This window comes from Peptoniphilus koenoeneniae, from assembly GCF_030812875.1.
GTDB classification, from domain to species: Bacteria; Bacillota; Clostridia; order Tissierellales; family Peptoniphilaceae; genus Peptoniphilus_B; species Peptoniphilus_B koenoeneniae.
Genome location: NZ_JAUSTN010000010.1, coordinates 12,620 through 36,264, shown reverse-complemented (window position 1 = coordinate 36,264; position 23,645 = coordinate 12,620). Strand labels below are relative to the sequence as shown.

Annotated in this window: 25 protein-coding genes and 6 tRNA genes; 30 read left to right on the top strand and 1 reads right to left on the bottom strand. The window is 31.3% G+C overall.

All coding sequences use genetic code 11. The features are described from left to right. The first annotated feature begins 3 nt into the window (after window positions 1-3). The 16 genes from J2S72_RS08405 (at window position 4) to J2S72_RS08330 (ending at window position 10,489) form a co-directional block, all read left to right on the top strand. A tRNA-Tyr gene (locus tag J2S72_RS08405) sits at window positions 4-89 on the top strand. Between the two features lie 86 nt (window positions 90-175). Further along, window positions 176-249, top strand: a tRNA-Gly gene (locus J2S72_RS08400). A gap of 5 nt (window positions 250-254) precedes the next feature. Then, a tRNA-Arg gene (locus tag J2S72_RS08395) sits at window positions 255-331 on the top strand. 8 nt (window positions 332-339) lie between these two features. Continuing rightward, window positions 340-416: transfer RNA gene (locus J2S72_RS08390), tRNA-Gln, on the top strand. A gap of 17 nt (window positions 417-433) precedes the next feature. Continuing rightward, window positions 434-509 (top strand) — tRNA-Lys (locus tag J2S72_RS08385). A gap of 14 nt (window positions 510-523) precedes the next feature. After that, window positions 524-612: transfer RNA gene (locus J2S72_RS08380), tRNA-Ser, on the top strand. Between the two features lie 151 nt (window positions 613-763). Then, window positions 764-2,053, top strand: a complete 1,290-nt coding sequence (locus J2S72_RS08375) for a M18 family aminopeptidase (RefSeq protein ID WP_023054894.1) — start codon at window positions 764-766, stop codon at window positions 2,051-2,053. Between the two features lie 72 nt (window positions 2,054-2,125). Further along, the gene (locus tag J2S72_RS08370) at window positions 2,126-3,019 is read left to right on the top strand and encodes a Ppx/GppA phosphatase family protein (protein WP_023054895.1); all 894 of its coding nucleotides are present in this window, start codon (window positions 2,126-2,128) and stop codon (window positions 3,017-3,019) included. Further along, on the top strand, window positions 3,001-5,268 hold the full coding sequence (ppk1, locus tag J2S72_RS08365) for a polyphosphate kinase 1 (RefSeq protein WP_307495334.1): 2,268 nt from the start codon (window positions 3,001-3,003) through the stop codon (window positions 5,266-5,268). The genes J2S72_RS08370 and ppk1 overlap by 19 nt, the downstream gene beginning before the upstream one ends. A 126-nt stretch (window positions 5,269-5,394) precedes the next feature. Continuing rightward, window positions 5,395-6,039: a cytidylate kinase-like family protein gene (locus J2S72_RS08360; RefSeq protein WP_023054882.1), complete on the top strand. Its 645-nt coding sequence runs from the start codon at window positions 5,395-5,397 to the stop codon at window positions 6,037-6,039. Window positions 6,040-6,186: 147 nt separating this feature from the next. Further along, complete coding sequence (locus tag J2S72_RS08355; RefSeq protein ID WP_023054876.1) at window positions 6,187-6,435, top strand: pro-sigmaK processing inhibitor BofA family protein; 249 nt, start codon at window positions 6,187-6,189, stop codon at window positions 6,433-6,435. Between the two features lie 2 nt (window positions 6,436-6,437). Further along, complete coding sequence (locus tag J2S72_RS08350; RefSeq protein ID WP_023054891.1) at window positions 6,438-7,442, top strand: LCP family protein; 1,005 nt, start codon at window positions 6,438-6,440, stop codon at window positions 7,440-7,442. Window positions 7,443-7,534: 92 nt separating this feature from the next. After that, window positions 7,535-8,452 carry an aspartate carbamoyltransferase gene (pyrB, locus tag J2S72_RS08345; RefSeq protein WP_023054896.1) on the top strand — a complete coding sequence of 306 codons (918 nt, stop codon included), beginning with the start codon at window positions 7,535-7,537 and terminating at the stop codon, window positions 8,450-8,452. 1 nt (window position 8,453) lies between these two features. After that, complete coding sequence (locus J2S72_RS08340) at window positions 8,454-8,885, top strand: aspartate carbamoyltransferase regulatory subunit (protein ID WP_023054897.1); 432 nt, start codon at window positions 8,454-8,456, stop codon at window positions 8,883-8,885. A 7-nt stretch (window positions 8,886-8,892) separates the two neighbouring features. Continuing rightward, the gene (locus J2S72_RS08335) at window positions 8,893-9,597 is read left to right on the top strand and encodes a dihydroorotate dehydrogenase electron transfer subunit (RefSeq protein ID WP_307495331.1); all 705 of its coding nucleotides are present in this window, start codon (window positions 8,893-8,895) and stop codon (window positions 9,595-9,597) included. Beyond that, on the top strand, window positions 9,590-10,489 hold the full coding sequence (locus tag J2S72_RS08330) for a dihydroorotate dehydrogenase (RefSeq protein WP_023054878.1): 900 nt from the start codon (window positions 9,590-9,592) through the stop codon (window positions 10,487-10,489). The genes J2S72_RS08335 and J2S72_RS08330 overlap by 8 nt, the downstream gene beginning before the upstream one ends. Before the next feature lie 42 nt (window positions 10,490-10,531). Here J2S72_RS08330 and J2S72_RS08325 read toward each other — a convergent pair whose 3' ends face one another. Further along, window positions 10,532-11,062 (bottom strand): IS1096 element passenger TnpR family protein, encoded by a 531-nt coding sequence (locus J2S72_RS08325; protein WP_023054903.1) that lies wholly within the window; start codon window positions 11,060-11,062, stop codon window positions 10,532-10,534. A 110-nt stretch (window positions 11,063-11,172) separates the two neighbouring features. On the opposite strand from J2S72_RS08325, the gene J2S72_RS08320 reads away from it, so the two are divergent. The 14 genes from J2S72_RS08320 (at window position 11,173) to J2S72_RS08255 (ending at window position 23,587) form a co-directional block, all read left to right on the top strand. After that, complete coding sequence (locus tag J2S72_RS08320) at window positions 11,173-12,315, top strand: 5-bromo-4-chloroindolyl phosphate hydrolysis family protein (RefSeq protein WP_023054889.1); 1,143 nt, start codon at window positions 11,173-11,175, stop codon at window positions 12,313-12,315. An 8-nt stretch (window positions 12,316-12,323) separates the two neighbouring features. Next, complete coding sequence (locus J2S72_RS08315) at window positions 12,324-13,439, top strand: toxic anion resistance protein (protein ID WP_023054884.1); 1,116 nt, start codon at window positions 12,324-12,326, stop codon at window positions 13,437-13,439. A gap of 3 nt (window positions 13,440-13,442) precedes the next feature. Next, window positions 13,443-14,024: a xanthine phosphoribosyltransferase gene (locus J2S72_RS08310; protein WP_023054883.1), complete on the top strand. Its 582-nt coding sequence runs from the start codon at window positions 13,443-13,445 to the stop codon at window positions 14,022-14,024. Window positions 14,025-14,055: 31 nt separating this feature from the next. Then, window positions 14,056-14,511, top strand: a complete 456-nt coding sequence (gene tsaE, locus J2S72_RS08305; protein WP_023054887.1) for a tRNA (adenosine(37)-N6)-threonylcarbamoyltransferase complex ATPase subunit type 1 TsaE — start codon at window positions 14,056-14,058, stop codon at window positions 14,509-14,511. After that, entirely contained in the window at window positions 14,505-15,170 is a 666-nt protein-coding gene (gene tsaB / locus J2S72_RS08300) for a tRNA (adenosine(37)-N6)-threonylcarbamoyltransferase complex dimerization subunit type 1 TsaB (protein ID WP_023054902.1), read from the top strand. Before tsaE ends, tsaB begins: the two co-directional genes overlap by 7 nt. Then, a complete protein-coding gene (gene rimI / locus J2S72_RS08295; RefSeq protein WP_307495328.1) occupies window positions 15,142-15,570 on the top strand; it encodes a ribosomal protein S18-alanine N-acetyltransferase in 429 nt (142 codons plus the stop codon). Before tsaB ends, rimI begins: the two co-directional genes overlap by 29 nt. Beyond that, window positions 15,567-16,574: a tRNA (adenosine(37)-N6)-threonylcarbamoyltransferase complex transferase subunit TsaD gene (tsaD, locus tag J2S72_RS08290; RefSeq protein ID WP_036739046.1), complete on the top strand. Its 1,008-nt coding sequence runs from the start codon at window positions 15,567-15,569 to the stop codon at window positions 16,572-16,574. Before rimI ends, tsaD begins: the two co-directional genes overlap by 4 nt. A 132-nt stretch (window positions 16,575-16,706) precedes the next feature. Further along, a complete protein-coding gene (locus J2S72_RS08285) occupies window positions 16,707-18,767 on the top strand; it encodes a glutamine synthetase III domain-containing protein (RefSeq protein WP_307495327.1) in 2,061 nt (686 codons plus the stop codon). 9 nt (window positions 18,768-18,776) lie between these two features. Further along, window positions 18,777-20,384: a CTP synthase gene (pyrG, locus tag J2S72_RS08280; RefSeq protein ID WP_023054881.1), complete on the top strand. Its 1,608-nt coding sequence runs from the start codon at window positions 18,777-18,779 to the stop codon at window positions 20,382-20,384. A gap of 74 nt (window positions 20,385-20,458) precedes the next feature. After that, a complete protein-coding gene (locus tag J2S72_RS08275; protein WP_023054892.1) occupies window positions 20,459-21,070 on the top strand; it encodes a hypothetical protein in 612 nt (203 codons plus the stop codon). Then, the gene (locus J2S72_RS08270; protein WP_023054898.1) at window positions 21,067-21,885 is read left to right on the top strand and encodes a CvfB family protein; all 819 of its coding nucleotides are present in this window, start codon (window positions 21,067-21,069) and stop codon (window positions 21,883-21,885) included. Before J2S72_RS08275 ends, J2S72_RS08270 begins: the two co-directional genes overlap by 4 nt. Then, window positions 21,882-23,144 carry a 23S rRNA (uracil(1939)-C(5))-methyltransferase RlmD gene (rlmD, locus tag J2S72_RS08265; RefSeq protein WP_023054885.1) on the top strand — a complete coding sequence of 421 codons (1,263 nt, stop codon included), beginning with the start codon at window positions 21,882-21,884 and terminating at the stop codon, window positions 23,142-23,144. Before J2S72_RS08270 ends, rlmD begins: the two co-directional genes overlap by 4 nt. Further along, window positions 23,141-23,299, top strand: a complete 159-nt coding sequence (locus tag J2S72_RS08260; RefSeq protein ID WP_000697422.1) for a hypothetical protein — start codon at window positions 23,141-23,143, stop codon at window positions 23,297-23,299. The genes rlmD and J2S72_RS08260 overlap by 4 nt, the downstream gene beginning before the upstream one ends. Before the next feature lie 3 nt (window positions 23,300-23,302). Then, window positions 23,303-23,587 carry a CD1845 family protein gene (locus J2S72_RS08255; protein WP_165477501.1) on the top strand — a complete coding sequence of 95 codons (285 nt, stop codon included), beginning with the start codon at window positions 23,303-23,305 and terminating at the stop codon, window positions 23,585-23,587. Window positions 23,588-23,645 lie beyond the last annotated feature (58 nt).

Here is a 23,645-nt window from a genome sequence, read left to right as displayed (position 1 = left end):
TATGGAGGAGTACCCAAGTTGGCCAAAGGGGACGGACTGTAAATCCGTTAGCATCGCTTTCAGTGGTTCAAATCCACTCTCCTCCACCAATAAAATAAAAAAAGCAGCATATTAGAGCAAAAGTTTTAAATTTTACTTGAAAGTTATGTAAAAATTTTGTATAATCTATAGTTGTGCGGGTGTAGCTCAGTGGTAGAGCCCCAGCCTTCCAAGCTGGTTGCGAGGGTCCGATTCCCTTCACCCGCTCCAAATATGCAGCTATAGCTCAGTAGGATAGAGCAACGGACTTCTAATCCGTGTGCCGGGGGTTCGAATCCTCCTAGCTGCACCAAAACATATTGGGGCGTAGCCAAGTCGGTAAGGCACCAGACTTTGACTCTGGCATTTCGTAGGTTCGAGTCCTGCCGCCCCAGCCAATAATTTAATATAATATGACCCATTAGCTCAGTCGGCAGAGCACTTGACTTTTAATCAAGGTGTCGCGCGTTCGAATCGCGCATGGGTCACCATTTTTTAATTAAATGGAGAGGTATCGAAGTGGTCATAACGAGGCGGTCTTGAAAACCGTTTGGGTGCAAGCCCACGTGGGTTCGAATCCCACCCTCTCCGCCATGCTTACAGTAATTTTAAAGTTATTGTAAGCTTTTTTTAGTTTATTAAAAAATTATTTTTAAATTCCTAAAATTTATTTTAGGAATTTTTTTATTTGGAATTTTATATTTTATTTTGTTTGAATTATAATAAAATTATGGAGGTTTATATTATGGATAACAAATTGTTAAATGGAATGTTAGATTTTATGGACAAAAGTCCTGTAAACTTTTTTGCAGTGAAAACAATGGAAGAAATTTTAATAAAAAATAATTTTGAAGAACTTGATTTGTCGAAAGATTTTAATCTTAGAGAAAATTCAAAATTTTATATAAAAAATAATGATAGTGCAATTATTGCCTTCAGTATAGGAAAAATAAAGAGGGGGATTTTTAAAATTATAGACTCTCACACAGATTCTCCAGGTTTTAAAGTAAAATCAAATCCCTTAATAAAAACAGAAAATATGTTGAGCCTTAATACTGAAGTTTATGGAGGACCAATTTTAAATACTTGGCTTGATAGGCCCCTAAGCATGGCGGGAAGAGTTATTTTAAAATCTGACGATCCTTTAAATCCTAAAATGCAACTTATAAATTTTGAAAAAAATCTTTGTATAATTCCTAATCTTGCAATTCATATGAATAGAGACATTAACAAAGGATTTGAATTAAATCCTCAAATTCATACCTTGCCTCTTGTGGCTCTTGATAATAGTAAAAAATATGAAAAGAAAGATTTTATAAAAGAAGTAATCTCAAAAAAATTAGAAATAAAAACAGAAGAGATTTTAGATTACGAATTATATTTATACGATAGGCAAAAGGCTTCAATTTTAGGCCTTAATGATGAATTTATTTCCTCAGGCAGAATTGACAATCTTGCCAGTGCCTATTTAAGTTTAAAAAGTTTAGTAGAAAATAAAAATCATACGGAAATTAACGTAATAATAGCAACAGATAATGAAGAAGTAGGTTCGGGAACAAAAATGGGAGCCGACAGCTCTTTTATAGAAACAAGCCTTGAAAGAATAGTGAGCGGTTTAAAAATGAATAGAGAAGATTATTTAAAAAATCTTGAAAATTCCTTTATGATTTCATCGGACATGGCCCACGGAATTCATCCCAATTTTAAAGAAAAAACAGATCCTACAAATATTCCTTTATTAGGTGGTGGACCAGTTATAAAATATGCGGCAAATAAATCTTATGCAAGTGACAGTATAAGCGGTGCAATTTTTAAAGACTTATGTGCAAGAGCCAAAGTGCCGGTTCAAACTTTTTACAATAGAAGTGATTTAAGAGGAGGGACTACCATAGGACCTATAACCTCAAGAAGAATAAACGTAAGAACAGTTGATGTAGGTTGCCCAATGCTTGCTATGCATTCAGTGAGAGAATTAATGGCAATAAAAGATTTAGAATATATGTTTAAAGTTTTTAAAGAATTTTTCTCCCTATAAATTACACAAAATTTACAAAAACAAAATAAACTTAATATAATATATTATATGAAAAAAGATTAGGAGAGTTTTATGAAATATGCACTGGTTGATATAGGATCCAATACAATAAGGCTAACAATATATGACTTAAATAAAGATGATGAACCTGTAAATATAATGAACAAAAAAGTTGTAGCAGGTCTTGCAAGTTATATGATTCATGGAGAAATGACAAGAAAGGGAATAGATAAACTTGTAAAAACATTAAATTCCTTTAACAGAATTTTAAAACACTTTAAGGCAGACACAGTTTATGTATTTGCCACTGCATCTCTTAGAAATGTGAGCAATAGGGAAAATATTTTAAAAGAAGTTAAAGAAAAAACAAATATAGAAATCGATCTTATAAGTGGAGAAGATGAGGCCTATCTTGGTTATTTAGGTGCGATGGATTTATTTAACCTTGAAAAAGGAGTAACCATTGATATTGGAGGAGGTTCAACGGAAATAACCGTATATGACGGAGGAAAAATAAAAAGTGAAAAAAGTCTTGATGAAGGATCTCTATCTCTCTATTCAAAATTTGTAAAAGATATATTACCGAAAAAAACCGAGGCACAATTAATAAAATATCATATAAATAAAAAATTAGACAAAGTAGAAAGAGAAAAAAACTGTAAAAGCATGGTGGGAGTGGGAGGCACTATAAGAGCTTGCAGAAACTTAATTTCAGAATTATATCCTGAGACCTATATAGAAAATGTAGTAAGTAAAAAAGATTTAAAAAAAATAAAAAAGAAAATTTTAGAAAAAAATCCTGAAATCATAGACCTGATATTAAAAATTTGTCCTTCAAGAGTTCATACTTTGACACCAGGCTTAATTGCCCTTATAGAAATAATGAAAAAGTTTAAAGTGAATAGGATTTTTGTTAGTGATAACGGAGTTAGAGAGGGATATTTGAAATGGAAACTGAAAAAGTAGAAGAAAAGAAAAAGATAGAAACTTCAAATAAAGATGAAAAAATAGAAGAAAAAGAAAAAATAGACTCTTCAAATAAAGATGAAAAAATAGAAGAAAATGAAGAAGTATATATTACAGATAAAGAAGAAAAATTAACAAGAAGGGGAGCAAAAATATATATGCAAAGTCGAGAATTATCTTGGCTTAGGTTTAATGAAAGAGTTTTAGAAGAAGCAAATTCAGATTTGACTCCCGCCCTTGAAAAATTAAAATTTATAGCAATATTTACAAGTAATTTGACAGAATATTTTATGGTCAGAGTAGGAAGATTAAGCGATTATGCTCTTATAAAAGGAGACTACATTGACAATAAAACAAAGATGACTCCAGAGGAACAGTTAAAATTAATTTACAAAGATGTAAAAAGACTCTATAAGAAAAAAGATGAGATTTATTCAGAAGTAGAAAAAAACTTAAGAAGAAAAGGCATAAGAAATCTAAAAATCGAAGAACTTGACGATGAAGAAAATAAATATGTAAAAAATTTTTTTAAAAAATTTATAAAACCTATCCTTTCACCTCAGATAGTAGATTTTCATAATCCCTTTCCTTTTCTTGAAAATGACAGACCCTATATAGCAGTGGAGATTGACCAAAAAGGAGAAAAATCTTATGGTCTTGTAATAACCCCTCAAGCAATGCCTAAATATATAAGGCTACCTGGAAAAAGGGGAAAATTTACTTATGTTTTAATGGAAAACATACTTCATAAATATGCAAAATCAATTTTTAAAGGCTATAAAATAACAGATACGGCAATAATAAATGTAACAAGAAATTCCGACTTATCTGCCGACGATGAAGCAGCAGAAGACAGTATAGATTATAAAAGTTACATGAAAAAAATTTTAAAAAAGAGAAACAGATTAAATCCCGTAAGACTTGAAAGTGATCGTCCTTTGAGTGACTCAATGAAAAAATTTTTCATGGAAAAACTTATAATAAGTGAAGAGCAAATATATGTTGTAAATTCTCCAATTCACATGGACTATGCCTTTGATCTTGAAGGGGAAAAACTTCAAAACATAGAAGAAATTTTATATTCCGCCTTTAGCCCAGAAAGAGAATCCCAAATAAAAGGTGGATCCATAATAAAAGCAATAGAAAAAAAAGATTATTTATTTGCCTACCCCTATGAAAGTATGGACATATTCGTAAACTTAATAAAAGAAGCGGCAGAAACAAAAGACGTAATCTCCATAAAAATAACAATCTACAGATTGGCAAAAAATTCAAAACTTGTGGAATATTTGTGCAAAGCTGCGGAAAACGGAAAAAACGTTACGGTTTTAATGGAGCTTAAAGCAAGATTTGATGAAAAGCAAAATCTTGACTATGCACAAATTTTGTACGATGCAGGTTGTAACATAGTATATGGCTTTGACCAATTTAAAGTTCATTCAAAAATATGCCTTATAACCTATAGACAAAACAATGAAATAGAAAATATAACACAAATAGGAACTGGAAACTATAACGAAAAAACTGCAAAACAATATACGGACTTTTCATTTATTACTGCTGATCCTATGATAGGACAAGATGCAACAGAATTTTTCTTTAATGTATGCACTGGAATTGTAAACGGCTCCTATGAAAAAATCCTTCAATCTCCCTTTGCTATAAAAGAAAAGATATTGGAACTTATAGAGAGAGAAATGAAAAAAGGCAAGGAAGGATATATATTTTTAAAAATGAACTCCCTAACAGACTATGATTTAATAAAAAAATTAAGAGATGCTTCAGAAAAGGGAGTGCAAATAAAATTAATAATAAGAGGGATTTCCTGTCTGCTTCCTGGTGTAAAGGATAATACAGAAAATATAGAAATAAGAAGCATAGTAGGAAGATTTTTGGAACACCCAAGAGTATATATTTTCGGTCAAAATGAAGATCAGCAAATATATATTTCATCAGCAGATCTAATGACAAGAAACATGGAAAGAAGAGTTGAAATAGCAAGCCCCATAAGAGATAGAGCAATAAGAGCGGAGATTTTACATTACATGGATACTCAATGGGAAGATGATTTGCAAGGAAGAAGAATGGGTCCTGATGGGAAATATTATAAAATAAAAGAAGATGGAAGTTTAGATTGCCAAAAATATTTTATTGATTATTATAAAAAGAAAGAAGTGGAAGATATAAAAATAGAAGAAAAAAAAGAAAGCTTTTTCAGAAGAATATTGAACAAAATAAAAGGAAATTAAAACGTGGGAAATCCACGTTTTTTTTATAAAAACATAAGGATAATTTTTAAAATACTTAGACTTATCTTAGAACTTATTTAAGATTAATTTGTTTAAAATGCTTATAATATAAGTGAGGAGAAAGATATGGAAAATAAAACTTCAATTTTTTCGAAAATATTTAAAAATAAAACAAAAAACAAATATATAATTTGCATAGACAGAGAATATGGAAGCGGCGGCTATGAAATAGGAAAAAAACTTGCAGAAGATTTAGGCTTAGACTTTTATGACGAAAACATAATAGAGCTTAAAACTATGGAGGGACAAGTTGATCCTCATAATGTATCTAAAGACGATTCATTTTTACAAGGAACAATTTATGACCTTTACAGAGAAAATTATTCCTATTCTCAGGAGGGCTTTACAACCACAGATGCCAGATTTTTAGCAGAATCTAAAACTATAAGAGATATAGGGAAAAAAGGCGGCTGTGTAATCATTGGAAAATGTGCAGGATATGTTTTAAGAGATACAGAAGCACTTTCAGTTTTTATAGGAGCAAATTATGAAGATAGGTTAAAAAGACTTGTAGAAGTTTATAAGGATAAAGAAGATAAGGCTCCAATAAAAATGAAAAAAATTGACACAAGAAGACAAAATCATTTTAACAGATTTGCAAAAGGAGATTGGGGAAATATAAATTCTTATGATTTATGTTTAAGTTCATCTAAATTTACCTTAGACCAGATTGTTGAGATCCTAAAAAAAACCTTGGAAATAAAAAAATAAAAGAATTTCTATAGTTTTTGCTATAGAAATTTTTTTGCATAAAATTAGAAAAAATAAAATGTAAATATAGCAAGCTCTTAATAAATTCTAAATTGCAAGGTGAAAGATTAAAAAATTTTTGATATAATTATTATTCGAGGTGAATATATGACTTTAAGTTATTTTATAGGAGGAGCTATTGCAATTTTTTTTGCAATAATGATTTTTAAATCTATAAAAGCTGTAATCAAAATAATTTTAAATACCTTAGCTGGAGGACTTGTCATATATATTTTAAATATTTTTTTATCTCAAACTCAATTTGAAATTATCATAAATCCTATCCATGCTTTTATTGTGGGAGCTCTTGGACTTCCGGGGATAATAATTTTATATTTATTAAAGCTATTGAGGTGAACATGAAGACTTTTGCAAAAATCTTAGGATTTTTATTAATGTGTATGATGATTTTTGTCCTTGTATTTTTATATGCAACAAAACCATCATCAAATAGAATAGGTCAAGATAAACTTGGTAGAAGAACCAATGAAAATAAAGACCAAATAAGAAAGACTAATGTCTTTAACGAAAAAGAAAAAATAAATATTTTAGTTTTAGGTGCAACATCCACATCAACCCTTGCTCATCCAGATAGCAAAGAGAGAGGGCAATCAGATACAATTATGCTTGTTACCCTTGATAATGAACATAAAAAAGCTCAAATCTTATCAATCCCAAGAGATTCATGGGTGCAAATTCCAAAAGTCGGAGAAAGAAAAATAAACGATGCCTATTCTATAGGAGATGTTCCCCTTGCAGTTAAGACAGTAGAAAATTTTATGGATACCTATATAGATCACTATGTTGTAGTTAATTATGATATGATAGCAGGTCTTGTAGATGCCATGGGAGGGGTGGACATTAATTGGGAACATAAAGAATACCACTATAAAGATGATTGGATTTACCCACCTTTAAAAATAGACCTATATCCTGGAATAAATCACTTAGACGGTCAAGGAGCAGTTGCCTATTTAAGAGCAAGAAAAGCCTATAGAGATTCAGACCTTGGAAGAATAAACGCTCAACAAAATTTTTTAATGAAGGTATTTTCAGACTTAAAAAAACCTTCTACCATTTTAATGGTGCCAAAGCTTTTGGACTTGGCTGATCAATATGTTGAAAGTGATATGACCTATGGAGAAATAGCTTATCTTGCCTATTGGGGACTAAATCTTGAAAGAAAAGACATAAACACAGATAAGGTTATGGGAGAGTTTGAAGATAGGCTTCAAAGTGGAGTTGAAGTTAATGTAATAATACCTTATAGAAGTCAGGCAAGAAAAAAATTACAAGACTTTCCGGAAAATCTTTTACAAAAAGACCCTACGGTTACAATGCAAGTTTATACAGTTGGAAAATAAGGCTCAAAAATTTTGGGCCTTTTTTTACATAAAAACATTTGACAAAATAAGTTTTTAAGTGTAACATTATTGAGAATAAAAAGGAGGAAGACATGGTAAGAAATTTAATTGAACCTCGAGATTTTACAACTGAAGAATTAGACAAGTTATTTGATCTGGCTGATGCTATTATCCAAGACCCCAAAAAATATAGGGATGTTTGTAAAGGATATGTATTAGCCAGTCTTTTTTTTGAGCCTTCAACAAGGACAAGATTATCCTTTGAAACGGCTATGACAAGACTTGGAGGAGGAGTAGTAGGATTTGCAGACGCAAAAGTGTCATCCACATCAAAGGGAGAATCTTTGGTAGACACTTTAAGAACTGTAGAAAATTATGCAGATATAGTTGCAATGAGACACCCTAAAGATGGAGCAGCCCTTCTTGCAACAAAATATTTAACAAGAATGCCCCTTATAAATGCAGGGGATGGAGCACACAACCACCCAACTCAAACATTGACAGACTTACTTACAATAAGGCACTATAAAAAACGCTTCAACAATTTAACAATAGGAGTTTGTGGAGATTTAAAATTTGGAAGAACCATACACTCTCTTGTAAGAGCAATGAACAGATATGAAAATGTAAAATTTGTATTTATTTCTCCAGAAGAATTAAAAATGCCTAAAGTATTTTTAGATGAGCTTCCTAAAGAATCCTATAGAGAAACTTCAGATTTAGAAGGATCCATTCCAGATCTTGACATACTTTATATGAGTAGAGTTCAAAGAGAAAGATTTGTATCAGAAGAAGAATATGTAAGACTTAAAGATTTCTTCATCTTAGATAAAGAAAAATTAAAACAAGCAAAAGCAGATATGATAGTAATGCATCCCCTTCCAAGAGTAAATGAGATTGCAACAGATGTAGATGACGATGAAAGAGCAGTTTATTTTAAACAAGCAGGATTCGGAATGTATGTAAGAATGGCTCTTATAATGACCCTACTTGGCTTAGAGGAGGCTTAAAATGATTAACGTATCTAAAATAAAAAAAGGAATAGTTCTTGACCATATAGTTCATGGAGACGGATATAAACTATATAAGGCATTGAAACTTGATACTTTAAAAGAACCTGTAGTTCTAATGCAAAACATTCCATCATCATCTCTTGGAAGAAAAGATTTGATTAAAATTGAAACTGATTTTGATTTGGATTTTGCAGTTTTAGGTCTTATTGCCCCTCATACAACTGTAAACTTCATTGAAGATGGAAACAGAATTAAAAAAATAAGAATGGAACTTCCTGAAGAAGTTGAAGGAATTTTAAAATGCAAGAACCCAAGATGCATAACTAACGACCAAAAAGTTGAACATCACAAATTTTATTTAACAAATCCTGAAACTAAGGAATATAGATGTGAATACTGTGACTCTTTAAACACTTTTGAAGAGCTGTAGGTGTCAAATGAAGGTTTTAGAGAAAATAGATATAGACAAAAGATATTTTTTAATAAAAACTGATTTTAAAGAAAAAGTTCTGCCTGGACAATTTTTTATGTTAAGGAGTTGGGAAAATTACCCAACTCTTTCCAGGCCAATTTCAATATTTGACTTTTCTCAAGGTGCTGATTTTTTAATAGAAGAGCTGGGAGAAGGCACAAGTTTACTTAGAACCGTTAAAAAAGGCGATTCTATAAAATTATACGGACCCTACGGCAATAGTTTTAATACTGACGTGGATGAAGTTGCCTTAGTTGGAGGCGGAGTGGGCATAGCTCCCATGTATTACCTTGCAAAAAAAATAAAGGAAAAAAATCCACAGGCAAAAGTAAGCTTATATATAGGTTTAAATGGAGAAACTCAAATAGATAAATTATTTTTAAACCTAAAAAACTTGGGACTAGACGTAAAAGTAAAATTCGGAGGTTATATAACAGATATAATTGAATTTGAAAAACATAAACTTGTCTACGCCTGCGGACCGGACCCTATGATGGAAAAAGTAGCCTTAATTTGCAAAGATAAAAATATAAAATCTTATGTTTCCTTGGATAAAAGAATGGCATGTGGCGTGGGAGCTTGTTTAGGATGCACAGTAAAGACAAAAAATAGGAATAAACGTTGCTGCAAAGATGGACCCATATTTTTAGGAAGTGATGTCTATGAATAGACTTGAAACTGAATATTTAGGAATAAAATTTAAAAATCCTCTAATAGGAGCATCAGGAACCTATGGATATGGCACTGACTACAAAGATTACTATCCTATAGATTTAATAGGAGGAATTTCTTCAAAAGGTCTTACTTATATTCCAAAAGAGGGAAATAAAGGTACAAGACTCTGGGAAACACCTTCAGGTTTAATGAATTCCATAGGACTGGAAAATCCAGGAGTTAAAAATTTTATAAAAGAAGGTATGGATTCAATAATTTCCCTTGGACCTAAAGTTTTAATAAATTTAGGAGGAAATTCTTTAGATGACTATGTTAGGGGAGCAGAACTATTAAATGAATCAAAAATAGACTTAATAGAACTGAACATATCCTGTCCCAACGTAAAAGAAGGGGGCATGGTTTTCGGAGTTGATCCACAAAGTGCTGCAGAAGTTACAAGAAAAGTAAAAAAAGTTTCAAAGCATAAAATAGTTGTAAAACTTTCTCCAAATGCAAGAGATATTTCAGAAATTGCAAAAGCAGTTGAAGAAGCAGGAGCAGACGGCATAAGTCTTGTAAATACCTTTCTTGCCATGGCAATAGACATTAAAAACAAAAGACCTGTTTTTGAAAACACCTATGCTGGACTTTCAGGACCTGCAATAAAACCAATAGCCCTGAGAATGGTTCACCAAGCAGCTCATGCAGTAAAAATTCCCGTAATAGGCATGGGAGGAATAACAAATTATAAAGATGTAATAGAATTTATAATGGCAGGAGCAAAATTAGTTCAAATAGGCACTTACAATTTTATGAATCCCTACGGTGTAAAGGAAATCATAGAAGATTTAGACGACTATTGCAAAAGAGAAAATATAAATTTAAGTGATTTATATAAAATTTTATAAAAATAAAAAAATCGAAGTATTTTTTTTACTTCGATTTTTATTTTATTCTTCAAATTGAAAATCGCTTAGTTCATCATTAATTTCTTCAAGGGAAAAATTCTTATTAATAAAAGTTTTGGAAGAATTATCTAAATCATTATTTTTTAAAAATTTATAATAATCTAAAAGGCCATTAGAAGTTTCAATTATGTGTTCATTAGAAGCTTCAATTAAAAAAGGATAATTTTTTCCATCATAATCAATATCGAGGACCTTTAAATCAAAAATAAAAGGTGTCGGATCTCCATATAAAAATACAAACTTGTCATTTTTATCTAAAAAATCGGAAACAATGGACTCATCCAAAGTTTTAAAATTAATCCCCATAGTCTTATTCATATTATCCATATCAATAATTTCAAAATTATCAGGCCCTTCAATATAGAAACTTTTTTCTCTATCTCCAAGCCACATTAAAGTTCTTGTAATAACATTTGCGAAATCTCTAAAACTTATATTGCAGGGACAGAAAAAAATATTTTTAAAAAGTGGATTTGAATCTCTAAGGGTCATTTCAAATTTATAGGCTTTCATAACTACCTCCTTTAAAAAATTATAGCATAAATAAAGAAAATTTAAGGTTTTTTTATAAAATTGTAAATGAAGGGGAAAATTCTTTGTGATAAAATGTAATTGGTGATTTTATGAAAAAATATAAGATTTCTATAAAAGACATAATTGAAGATGCAGAAAAAAGAAATAAAGAAAAAAATCAATCTGAAAAAGATTTATTAAATAGAGTTTCAAATAAATTAGAAAATGGAGACTACAGCGACCTTTCAAACACTATACAAGAATCTGTAGATAGGGCAATAGAAGGAGTCAGAAGCGGAATCTCAAACATATTTAAAAATTATGGAACAATTAAAAAAATTCCGCCAGCAAAACGCAATGATCTTGTAATGCAAAAGCCTTCTCAAAACGCCTTTGGAGTTCTCTTAAGAGTTTTAGGCCTTTCGGCTCTTTCAATTTCTATAATTAGTGCAATTGGAGGATTTTTAGAGGGAAGTTTTGATGTTTCTCTTATTGCAATAATTATAGGAGGTCTAAGTTTTCTTGTAGATAGGTTAGGCTCAAGACTTTTAAAGCAAATGACAAGATATCAAAAATATATAAGAATCTTTGGCGATTCAACTGTGTCAACAGTGGAAGATTTAGCTCTTGGAGCAGGAGTTGAACCTGAAATAGCTCTTAAAGATTTAAAAGCTTTTATAAAAAAAGACTATTTTAAAGAAGCAAGACTTGTGGAAGATGAGTCAATTCTGGTTTTAGACAATGAAACCTTTAAAATTTATAAAAATGACTATAAAAATAAATTTCCTAAAAAAGATGAAGCAAAAGAACTTATAGATGATTATGATAGGGTTAAAGAAACGATAAATCTGGGTAAAAGTTATGTAACTGAAATAACTGAACTGGTGGATAAAATCAGCGAACCCCTAAATGGAAAAGTTAGAAACTTACTTGCAATAGTTAAAAGTATATTTAATAACTTAAAGAAAAATCCCGGCAAGGCTGATGAATTAAATAAATTTATGGACTATTATTTACCAACAACAGTATCTCTTTTAAAAAGGTATGAAGAACTTTCCCTTATTTATGAACCGGGAGACAATGCTCAAAATGCCATGGAAGAAATAGAAAAAAGCATAGATACAATAAATGGAGCCTTTAAAAAACTGTTAAATGAACTCTATGGAGATGTAGCCATGGAAGTAAACACCGATATATCAGTTTTAAAAATGATGCTTAAACAAGAAGGCTTGCTGGAAGATGATTTTAAATAGGAGGAAACATGGAAAGAGAAATTAAACTTACTCTTGATGGACAAACTGAAGAAGTAAAAGAAAACAAGGAATTGGAAAAAGTTGATTTAGTTAAATTAAAATTATCTGAAGAAGAACAAAAACAAGTAGATGAATTTTCAAAAAAAATCAATTTACATGACACAGGCATGATACTTCAATATGGAGCCGGAGCACAAAATAAAATTGCAGGCTTTTCTGAAAAAACTTTAAATTCAGTAAAAACAAAGGATTTAGGTCAAGTAGGAGATCTTCTTTCCAATGTAGTGTCCGAGCTTAAAAACTTTGACGTTGACGAAAATGAAAAGGGCATAAAGGCCCTATTTAAAAAAAGTGTAAATAAGGTTCAAAATCTAAAAACAAAGTATGACAAGGCAGAAACAAATGTAGATAAAATTTCCAAAGTATTAGAAGACCATCAAGTTACTCTTATGAAAGATATAGCAACTCTTGATCAAATGTATGATTTAAATCAAAGCTATTACAAAGAGTTGACCATGTATATTGAAGCAGGTAATGAAAAATTAAAAAGTGCAAGAAATGTTGAATTGCCAAAGCTTAAAGAAAATGCAGCAAACTCCAACTTGCCAACAGATGCTCAAGAAGTAAACGATTATATGAGTGCTATAAACAGGTTTGAGAAAAAACTTCACGACCTTGATTTAACAAGGACTGTATCCCTTCAAATGGCACCTCAAATAAGAATGATCCAAGCAAGCAACACTGTTATGGTTGAAAAAATTCAATCTACAATTGTAAACACAATTCCTCTTTGGAAGTCTCAAATGGTTCTTGCTCTTTCAGCAGTTCACACAGGTCAAGCAACTAAGGCTCAAAAAGAAGTTACAAATCTTACAAATGAGCTTTTAAGAAGAAATGCAGATAATTTAAAAATGGCTACAGTTGAAACTGCAAAAGAATCTGAAAGAAGTATTGTTGACATAGAAACTTTAAAACACACAAACGAACAACTTATTTCAGCCTTAAATGAAGTGAGAAACATTCAAATAGAAGGACACAAAAGACGTCAAACAGCTCAAGAGGAAATGATAAAACTCGAAAGTGATTTAAAGAATTCACTTTTAGAAATAGCAAACAAGGAGTAAAATTTGAAATTACTTGAAGAAAGAATAAAAAAAGATGGTCGGATTTTACCGGGCAACATAGTAAAAGTTGACTCTTTTTTAAACCACCAACTGGATATAAAGTTTTTGGAAGAACTTGGGCGAGAAATCTATGAACATTTTAAAGATAGAAAAATAAATAAAATATTGACTATAGAAGCTTCCGGAATAGCTCTTGCAACACTTGCATCTCAAAATTTCGGAGGAGTCCCGGTAATATTTGCAAAAAAGGAAAAGCATAAAAATATAGGAACTGATTTATATACAGCTGAAGTTAAATCTTACACAAGTAGCAAGGAATATAGGGTTGCAGTATCAAAAAAATATTTAGATAAAAATGACAGGATTTTAATTATTGATGACTTTTTGGCAGAAGGACAAGCCTTAAGAGGCTTAATAAATATTGCAAAACAAGCTGATGCTGAAATTTGTGGTCTTAGCGTTGCAGTGGAAAAGGGATTTCAAAAGGGCGGAGATAAATTAAGAGAAGAGGGATATGACCTTTTATCTCTTGCTATAATTGATTCTATTAACAAGGGTGAAATTATTTTTAGAGATGCAAACTAAAAGTTGGTATCTCTTTTTATTTGGAGGAAGTATGAAATTAATTTCAAAAAGTTTAGATGATACAAAAAAACTTGGAGAAAAAATAGGTTTTATCTTAAAACCTGGAGATATTATTTGCCTAATAGGAGATTTAGGCACAGGAAAAACTACCCTTACTCAAGCAATAGCCAAGGGTATGGGAATAAAAGATCAAGTAAGTTCAGCAACATTTACTTTGATCAGGGAGTATTATTCTAAGGTAAACTTATATCATTTTGACGTTTATAGACTTGATCAGTGTCAAAGCGACTATTTGGGTTTTGATGAATATTTTTTTTCAGAAGATGGAGCATGTGTAATTGAATGGGCAGATAAAATAGAAGATCTCCTTCCTGAAGACAGGCTTGAAATAAGAATAAAAAGAATTTCTGAAAATGAAAGAGAATTTGATATTGAAGCTAAGGGTGAAAGGTCTGAAGAAATATTGGGGGTAATTTTTTCATGTTGATTTTAGGAATAGATACATCATCAAAAACAAGTGCAGTTGGCCTTTTAAAAGATGACTTGCCTCTTGGAAATTATACCTTAACAGGTTCAGTCTACCATTCAGAATCTTTAAATGAAATGATAGATGATATTTTGAAAAAACAAAATTTAAAAATAAGTGATATAGATTTATTTGCAGTTGGCATAGGACCAGGATCTTGGACAGGACTTAGAATAGGTCTTGCAGTTATAAAAACTTTTGCTCAAACCTTAAATAAACCTATGGTAACAGTTTCTTCCCTTGGAGCTTATGCTGAAAATTTTAAGGGTTTTGAAAAAATCGTACCTGTAATTGATGCTAAGAGAAATAGAATTTATTATGGAATTTATTCAAACAAGGAAAAATTAAAAGTTATAAAAGAAGATTGTCTTGAAAATATTGAAGATGCTGAAAAATTTTTTGAAGATGCATATTTTGTTGGCGAAAGTGCAAAATTTATAGGAGAAAAATTGCAAAAGCCCTATAAGACAAGTCAAATTTTACCAACAGATTTATGTAAATTGGCTTTGGAAAAATATAAAGAAAAGGGAGAGGACAATTTTTATACAGCTCTACCAAATTATTTAAATGTATCACAAGCGGAAAGGGAATATGGTAAAAGTAAGAAAAGCGACAAGTAAAGACGCAGAAGAAATTTTAAGAATAGAAAGAGAATCCTTTCCTGATCCCTGGTCTTTAAATACCCTTATTTTAGAAATAGAAAATCCCCTGAATGAAGTTTTTGTCATAGAAAACGAAAAAGTATTTGGCTATGTAATAGGTATGACCCTATATGATGAAATTCACATAGGAACCATAGCCTTAGAAAGTATTTATAGAAACTTAGGTTATGGAGAAAAACTTTTGGGACAAATTTTAAAAATTGCAGATGAAAAAAATTTAGATGTAACTTTAGAAGTCAGAGTTAAAAATGCAAATGCCATTCACTTATATAAAAAACTCGGCTTTGTAGAAGAAGGAATAAGAAAAAATTATTATGGCAGGGGAAAAGATGCCCTAATAATGTGGAGGAGAAAATGATAACACTGGGAATAGAATCTTCTTGTGATGAAACTTCCGTTGCCCTTGTAAAAGATGGAAAAGAAATTTTATCAAATGTAATAGCATCACAAATAGATACTCATAAAAAATTTGGAGGAGTAGTTCCAGAAATTGCATCAAGACAGCATATAGAAGTTATTTCACAAGTAATAAAGGAAGCCTTTGAAGAAGCCGGACTTGAATTTGAAGACGTGGATTTAGTTGCGGCAACAAGAGGGCCAGGACTTATAGGAGCCCTTTTAGTAGGTTTAAGTGCAGGAAAAACTTTTGCATATTCTTTAAACAAACCCTTTATAGGGGTAAATCATATAATAGGCCATGTATGTGCAAATTATATTACAAATAAAGATTTAAAACCGCCCTTTATAGGCCTTATAGTTTCAGGAGGTCACACATATTTAATTCATGTAAAGGATTATGTTGACTTTGAATTAATTGGAACTACAGTGGACGATGCGGCAGGAGAAGCCTTTGATAAAGTGGCAAGAGTTTTAGGTCTTGGCTATCCTGGAGGACCAATTATAGATAAACTTGCAAGGGAAGGAAAAGATATTTATGATTTTCCAAGAGTTATGCTTAAAGAGGATAATTATAATTTTTCTTTTTCAGGTCTTAAAACAGCAGTAATAAACTTTTTACACCATTGTGATCAAAAAAATATAAGTTATAAAAATGAAGACCTGGCAGCATCTTTTCAAAAAGCTGTAACAGATGTCCTTGTTGGAAAGTCCTTTAGATTATTAAAAGAAAAAAAATTAAATAAAATAATAATTGCAGGAGGAGTTGCAGCAAATCAAGGTCTTAGAGATGCAATGGAAGAAAGAGCAAAGGAAGAAAATGTAAAAGTTTTTTATCCAGAAAGAATATTGTGTACGGATAATGGAGCAATGATCGCGTCTGCTGGATATTTCTTGTATAAATCTGGAAATTATGATAAAAATACTTTTGCAGATCCAAACTTAGGTTTAACTTATAAAAAATAAAATAATTTTTTCTATTAAGATAAAACCTATTGACATAAAAGAAGATAAAAAATAAAATAAAAGAAAACACCATAGTTTTTTTTCATATTGGCAAAATATTTTTTGCCAATTTTTTTATTTTTTGGAGGCAAAATGGAAAAATTTGGTATACACACATTTAATAAAAAAATGATGAAAGAAACTTTATCTGAATCCGTCTACACAAAATGGAAGGAAGCGGTAAGGTTAAAAGAAGATTTAGATATTGAAACAGCAGAAGCCATAGCCCATGATATGAAAAATTGGGCAATAAAAAAAGGTGCAACTCATTATAGCCATTGGTTTCAACCTTTAAACGGACAAACTGCAAAAAAACAAGAAGCCTTTTTAGACAGAAATATAAATCAAGAACCCATTTATAAATTTTCAGGCAAGGAACTTTTAAAAAGCGAGCCTGACGCATCAAGTTTTCCCTCAGGAGGAATGAGATCTACCTTTGAAGCAAGAGGTTATACTTATTGGGATCCTTCGGCAAATTCTTTTATAATTGATAAGGTGTTATACATACCTTCAATTTTTGTTTCATATAATGGAGAAATTTTAGATAAGAGATTTCCTCTTTTAAAATCTGTAAATATTTTATCTAAAGAAGGTTCAAGGCTTGTAAATTTATTTGAAAAAAATAAGTACTGTTACAGAATGAGAGTTAAAGTTGGACTGGAACAGGAATTTTTCTTAATAGATAAAAACCTTTATGAAAAAAGAAGTGATTTAAAAACTTCAGGCAGGACTATAATAGGAGCAAAAGCTCCTAAAATGCAGGAGCAAGACGATCATTACTTTGGAGTTATACCAAAGAGAGTTCAAAAATTTTTTGAAGAAGTAAATGAAAAATTGTGGGCCCTTGGAATCTATGGAAAGACAGAACACAATGAAGCTGCCCCATGTCAATTTGAACTTGCAAGTCTTTTTGAAAATGTCCATATAGCAGTTGATGACAATCTTCTCATTATGAACATTTTAAAGCAAACAGCTCTTGAGAATGGTATGGTATGCCTTTTACACGAAAAGCCATTTGAGGGGGTAAATGGAAGCGGAAAACACAATAATTATTCCATAACCACAAACTACGGTTTAAATTGTTTTGATCCAGGGAAAAATCCAAGAGAAAATTATATATTCCTCTTGTTTGTTTCAGCTTTAATAGAAGCGACGGATAATTATAGTGCCCTTTTAAGAATCTGTTCATCAAGTCCTTCAAATGATTATAGGCTGGGAGGAAATGAAGCACCTCCTGCAATACTTTCTATATTCTTAGGTAAAGATTTGGAAGAACTTTTTAATTCCATAGCTTATAAAACTCCCCTAAAGGAGAAAAAAGATAAAATGAAAGTTTATGCCTTGGGAGAAGTTCAAGTGGACGCATCAGACAGAAATCGTACATCTCCCATAGCCTTTACAGGTAATAAGTTTGAATTTAGAATGCTGGGCTCTTCCAAAACTCCTGCTGATATTAATATAATTTTAAATTGTGCAATAGGCCTTTCCTTAAGAAAAATGGCAGATAAATTGGAAAAAGTTGAAGAAAAAGATTTAAAGGAAGAAGCTTTAAAAATTGTAAGCCAAATTATTCATGACCATGGTAGACTAGTATATGGTGGAGATAATTATGGCGATTCTTGGAAAGAAGAAGCAAAGAAAAGGGGCCTTAAAGATTATAAAAGACTTTTTGACGCCCTAGTAGGAGCTAAAGAAGATGGCTGCCAAAGACTTTTCTTAGAATCAGGAATACTTTCCGAAAAAGAAATTAAGGCAATTTATGAAGTACAATTTGAGGATTTAGTAAAATATCATTCTCTTGAAGCAAGAACTATGATTCATATGGTAAAAAAAGATGTAATGCCAGCAGTTTTAGCAGAAATAAAAGATACTAAGGAAGCCCTATCAGGTCTTGATAATCCATATTTAAAAAAGAGACTTGATAAATTAAATGAACTGTTACTTAGATTATTTTCAGAAATGGAAATTTTGACAAGTGATTATAAACATTCTGAAACTATAAAAGATATTTTCAAAAGAGCAAAATTTTTAGAAGAAAATATTGTAAAAAGTTTGAGAAGAGTTAGAGAAATATGTGATAATTTAGAAGAAGAAGTGAGTAGGAAAAATTGGACTCTTCCAAGCTACGAAGATATGTTCAATTCATTAAATTAAGGAGTAAAAATGGCTAAATTTATTTTTGTAACAGGCGGTGTTGTTTCGGGAATCGGAAAGGGAATAAGTGCCGCAAGCATAGGAAGATTGTTAAAAGATAGGGGACTTTCAGTTTTTATGCAAAAGTTCGATCCCTATATAAACATTGATCCGGGAACAATGAGTCCCTATCAACATGGAGAAGTTTTCGTAACAAAAGACGGAGCAGAAACAGACCTTGATCTTGGACACTATGAAAGATTTATTGATGAAGAACTTACAAAAAGAGCAAGTATAACAACGGGAAAAGTTTATTCAAAGGTAATTGAAAAAGAAAGACGTGGAGATTATGAAGGCCATACAGTTCAAGTAATCCCCCACATAACAGATGAAATTAAAAATTCCGTTTATAAGGCAGCAAAAGAATCGGGAGCAGACATAGTAATAACTGAAATTGGAGGAACCGTAGGAGATATAGAATCTTTACCATTTTTAGAAGCCATAAGACAAATTCATGCGGAAAATAAAAAAGAAGATGTATTATTTGTCCACACAGTCTTAGTTCCCCAAATACCAGGTTCAGATGAACTTAAAACAAAACCTACCCAACACTCTTTTAAAGAGCTTATGAGTAACGGAATAAAAACAAACGTAATAATAGTGAGAAGCGACGGAGAAATAACAGATTCCATAAAAAAGAAAATTTCCCTATTTTGCGATGTTCCCGTAGAAGCAATAGTTCAATCAGAAAATGTTGATTTAATTTATGAAGTGCCCCTGGTATTTCATCAAAACGGTCTTGACCAATACATTTTAAGAAAATTGGACCTAACTAAGCAACCAGAATCAAATGGCGATTGGGGCAAGATGGTTGAAAGATTTAAAAAGAGCGACAAGGATGTAAATATTGCCCTTGTAGGAAAATATGTAGCCTTACATGACGCTTATCTTTCAGTAAACCAAGCCCTCTTAGATGCAGGCTGGGATATGGGAGCAAATGTTCATATTAAATGGATAAACTCAGAAGACATTACAGAAGAAAATGCAGAAGAATTCTTTAAAAATGTTGATGGTATAATTGTGCCGGGCGGTTTCGGTTCAAGAGGCTTGGAAGGCATGATGATTGCAAGTAAATATGCGAGAGATAAAAAGATACCTTATTTCGGAATTTGTTTGGGAATGCAAATTGCTCTAATAGAAATTGCAAGAAATGCTCTTGGCTTTAGAGATGCACATACAACAGAAGTTGACGCAGGAACACCCTATCCAATAATAGATTTAATGGACTCACAAAAAAATTTGGAAAACTTAGGCGGTACCATGAGACTGGGAAACTACCCTTGTGTAACTGAAGAAGGCACAAAAGCAAGACAACTTTATAAAGAAGAAAAAATTTTAGAAAGACATAGACACAGATATGAATTTAACAATAAATATAAAGGAGAAATGCGTAGAGCCGGAGTTGTTTTCAGTGGAATTAATGAAGATTTAGATTTAGTGGAAATAATTGAACTTAAAGACCACCCGTATTATGTGGCTTGTCAATTCCATCCAGAATTTAAATCAAGACCAAACAATCCCCACCCCTTATTTAAAGGATTTGTAAAAGCATCCTTGGAAAACAAAAAAAATAAATAAAACATTAAAACTTCCTCAGCAATGTGGAAGTTTTTTAAGTTTCAATAATATGATAAAATATAGGCGGAGGAAAAATGTTTAAAATTTTTAAAAAATTAAAAAAGAATACAGAACTTCCGTCAATTTACTACGAGCTTAAAGCTGCAGAAAATGCAGAAGATTATAAATTAAAATTTCCAAATAACAACGATTATAAGGGATATGACTACGGAGAATATGAATATAAAATCCTGACGGGCAATATAAAAGTAGAGCAAAAAAACACCACTGAACTTAACCTTGCTTTAGATGATTACTATTTAAAAAAAGAAGATTCCTTAAAAAAAATAGACGAATTTTTTAAAAATCACAGAGCTTTAGAAACTATGGACGGTTTTCAATACCATGTTTTTAGAGAAGATTATTTTGATGAAAACAGACTTTCGGGTCTTGCAACAAACTTATTAAGACAAGCAAGGCAAGTAGAAACAGTAAAATTTGCCATACTTTTGAGCAGGTATTTTGACTTAAGTCAAAAAGAAGCCTTAATTGAACTTATATATGAATACGGAACATTTCCGGATTTTACCTATTACAGCTTACTTGTACTTAAACCTATGGACTTATATTTTGCAGCCATGGAATATTATAAAGAAAACACCTTTTCCTACGGGAGCAAAATTGTGGAAAAAATGGAGGAAAAATGAAATTAGGTCAAAGACAAAACTTAAAAGTAACAAGAATAAAAGAACAGGGAGCCTACTTAAGCGACGGACAAGAAGAAGTATTGCTGCCTAAAAAAGAAACAGAAGATTTAAAAGAAAATGATCAAGTAAATGTATTTATTTACAAAGACTCAAAAGACAGACTTATAGCAACAAAAAGACAAACAAAAATAGAAGTAGGTCAGATAAAAGAACTGGAAATAGTTGCAAAATCAAAAGTAGGATATTTTGCAGACATGGGACTTGAAAAAGATATATTTCTTCCTTACAAAGAAGTAATGGGTAGAATAAGAGTAGGAGAAAAATACCTTTTCTATATGTACGTTGACAGAGACCGCCTATGTATAACAATGAAACTTGGAGAACACCTTTTAAGAAACGATCATTATAAAGTAAACGACATGGTAGAGGGAACAATATATGCCCTTGAGAGAGGCCTAGGGGCTTTTGTAGCCATAGAAAATAAATATGATGGGTTTATACCTCAAGAAGAATTAAAGGGCGCCTACAGGGTAGGAGACACTATAGAAGCAAGGGTACAAAGAATACTAAGAGATAAAAAAATTACCCTTACCATAAGAGAAAAAGCCTATAAGCAAATAGGAGCAGACGCAGACGAAATATTAAAACTCATAAAAGAAAATGGCGGAACTTTAAACTTAGGAGACAAGTCAGACTCAGAAGAAATAAAAAAAATCACAGGCTTATCAAAATCCGCATTTAAAAGAGCCTTGGGACATCTTTATAAAAATGAATTTGTAGACTTATATCCTGAAAAGGTGGTATTAAGAGATTGATAGGAAAAATAATTGACTATGACCACAAGGGCTTTGGATTAGTAAAAGAAGAAGAACCAGTTTTTTTAGACGGAGGAGTCATAGAAGACCTAGTAGACTATAAAATAATAAACTCAGGAAAAATAAAAAGAGGGCAAATAAATAAAATAATAAAGCCCTCTATTTTTCGTGTAAAAAGTCCCTGTCCCTACAGCAAAGAATGTGGTGGATGTCCTCTAATGGAAACCGACTATAAAAAAGAACTTGAATGGAAAAGAGAAAAAGTAAGAAATAATCTCTTAAGAATAGGGAAAATAGAGACGGAAATAGAAGAAATATTGGGCATGGAAGACAACCTTCACTACAGAAACAACATGCAATTTAAAATAGAAGATGGGAAAATCGGACTCTACTCAGGAAAAACAAAAAAAATAGTAGAAATAAAAAAATGCATAATACAAAAAGAAATAGGAAACGACATACTCAAAATTTTCCAAAAATTTGCAAAAACTACAAACATAAAAACCCTGGGCATAAGAACAAACTACAAAAACCAAGCAATGGTCATAATGGTAGCAGATAGTCCCATAAAAAAACTCAACAATATAATAAATGAACTCTTGGAATTAAACGTGGTAAGCATTTATGAAAACATAAACAAATCATTAAAATATCACTACGGACAAAAATTCAAACACATATATGGACAAAAAAGTCTGGAAGACAAAATATTTAACATAAAATATCAGCTTTCACCCCAAAGCTTTTTTCAAGTAAATCCAAGACAAGTAGAGAACTTGTATAAAAAAGCAATCGAAAATCTCAACTTAGAAAAAAAAGATAAAGTCCTTGACCTATATTCAGGCATAGGAACCATAAGTCTAAGCCTTGCAGACAAAGTAGAAGAAGTATTAGGAGTAGAACAAGTAGAAGAAGCAGTAGAAGACGCAAGAAAAAACGCCGAAGAAAATCAAATAAAAAACGCAAGATTCATATCAGGAAAAGTAGAAAACATAATAGACAAAATAACAGAAGAAAAAGTCTATAACAAAGTCATACTTGACCCGCCAAGAAGCGGAGTAGAAAAAACAGTCTTAGAAAGGCTCTTAAAACTTGAACCAGAAAAAATAAGCTATATATCATGTAACCCATCAACCCAAGCAAGAGATTTAAAAATATTAAAAGAAAAATATAAAGTAGAAAAAGTAATGCCCATAGACATGTTTGCCCACTCAAGTCATGTGGAGTGCATAGCGTTGATACAAAGAGTGAAATCGTGAAAATCCTGCATTTTAAGCAGTTTTACAAGCATTATGTCTTTAATGAAGATGGCGATGGAGGAAGAAAAAAAGTCCTAAAAAATTATATTGATGTTTATGTTTGCATTGATATGGTGTGTGGAGATACAAAGAATGAACTGGAAAGTGAGGAATAAGAAATGATTAGCTGGATAATAAAAATAATCTTGTTTCCAATTAGCTTGGCATTAAGTATCCTCACAGCATTTCTAACATTTTTACTTGGTATCGGAACAGCCCTACTATATTTGCTGATGATGTTTTGCATTTTTGGAGCAATTGCATCTTTTCTGCAAAAAGAAGTTACCATCGGAATAGAAGCATTGATTATTGGATTCTTGGTTAGTCCATATGGAATACCAATGGTTGGAGCAACAGTTATAGCTTTTTTGCAAGGTATCAATGAAGCAATAAAATCAATCTAAAAAATTTCATAAAAATGGTTACCAAAGGCGATAGAAGAAAAAACTATCGTCTTTTTCT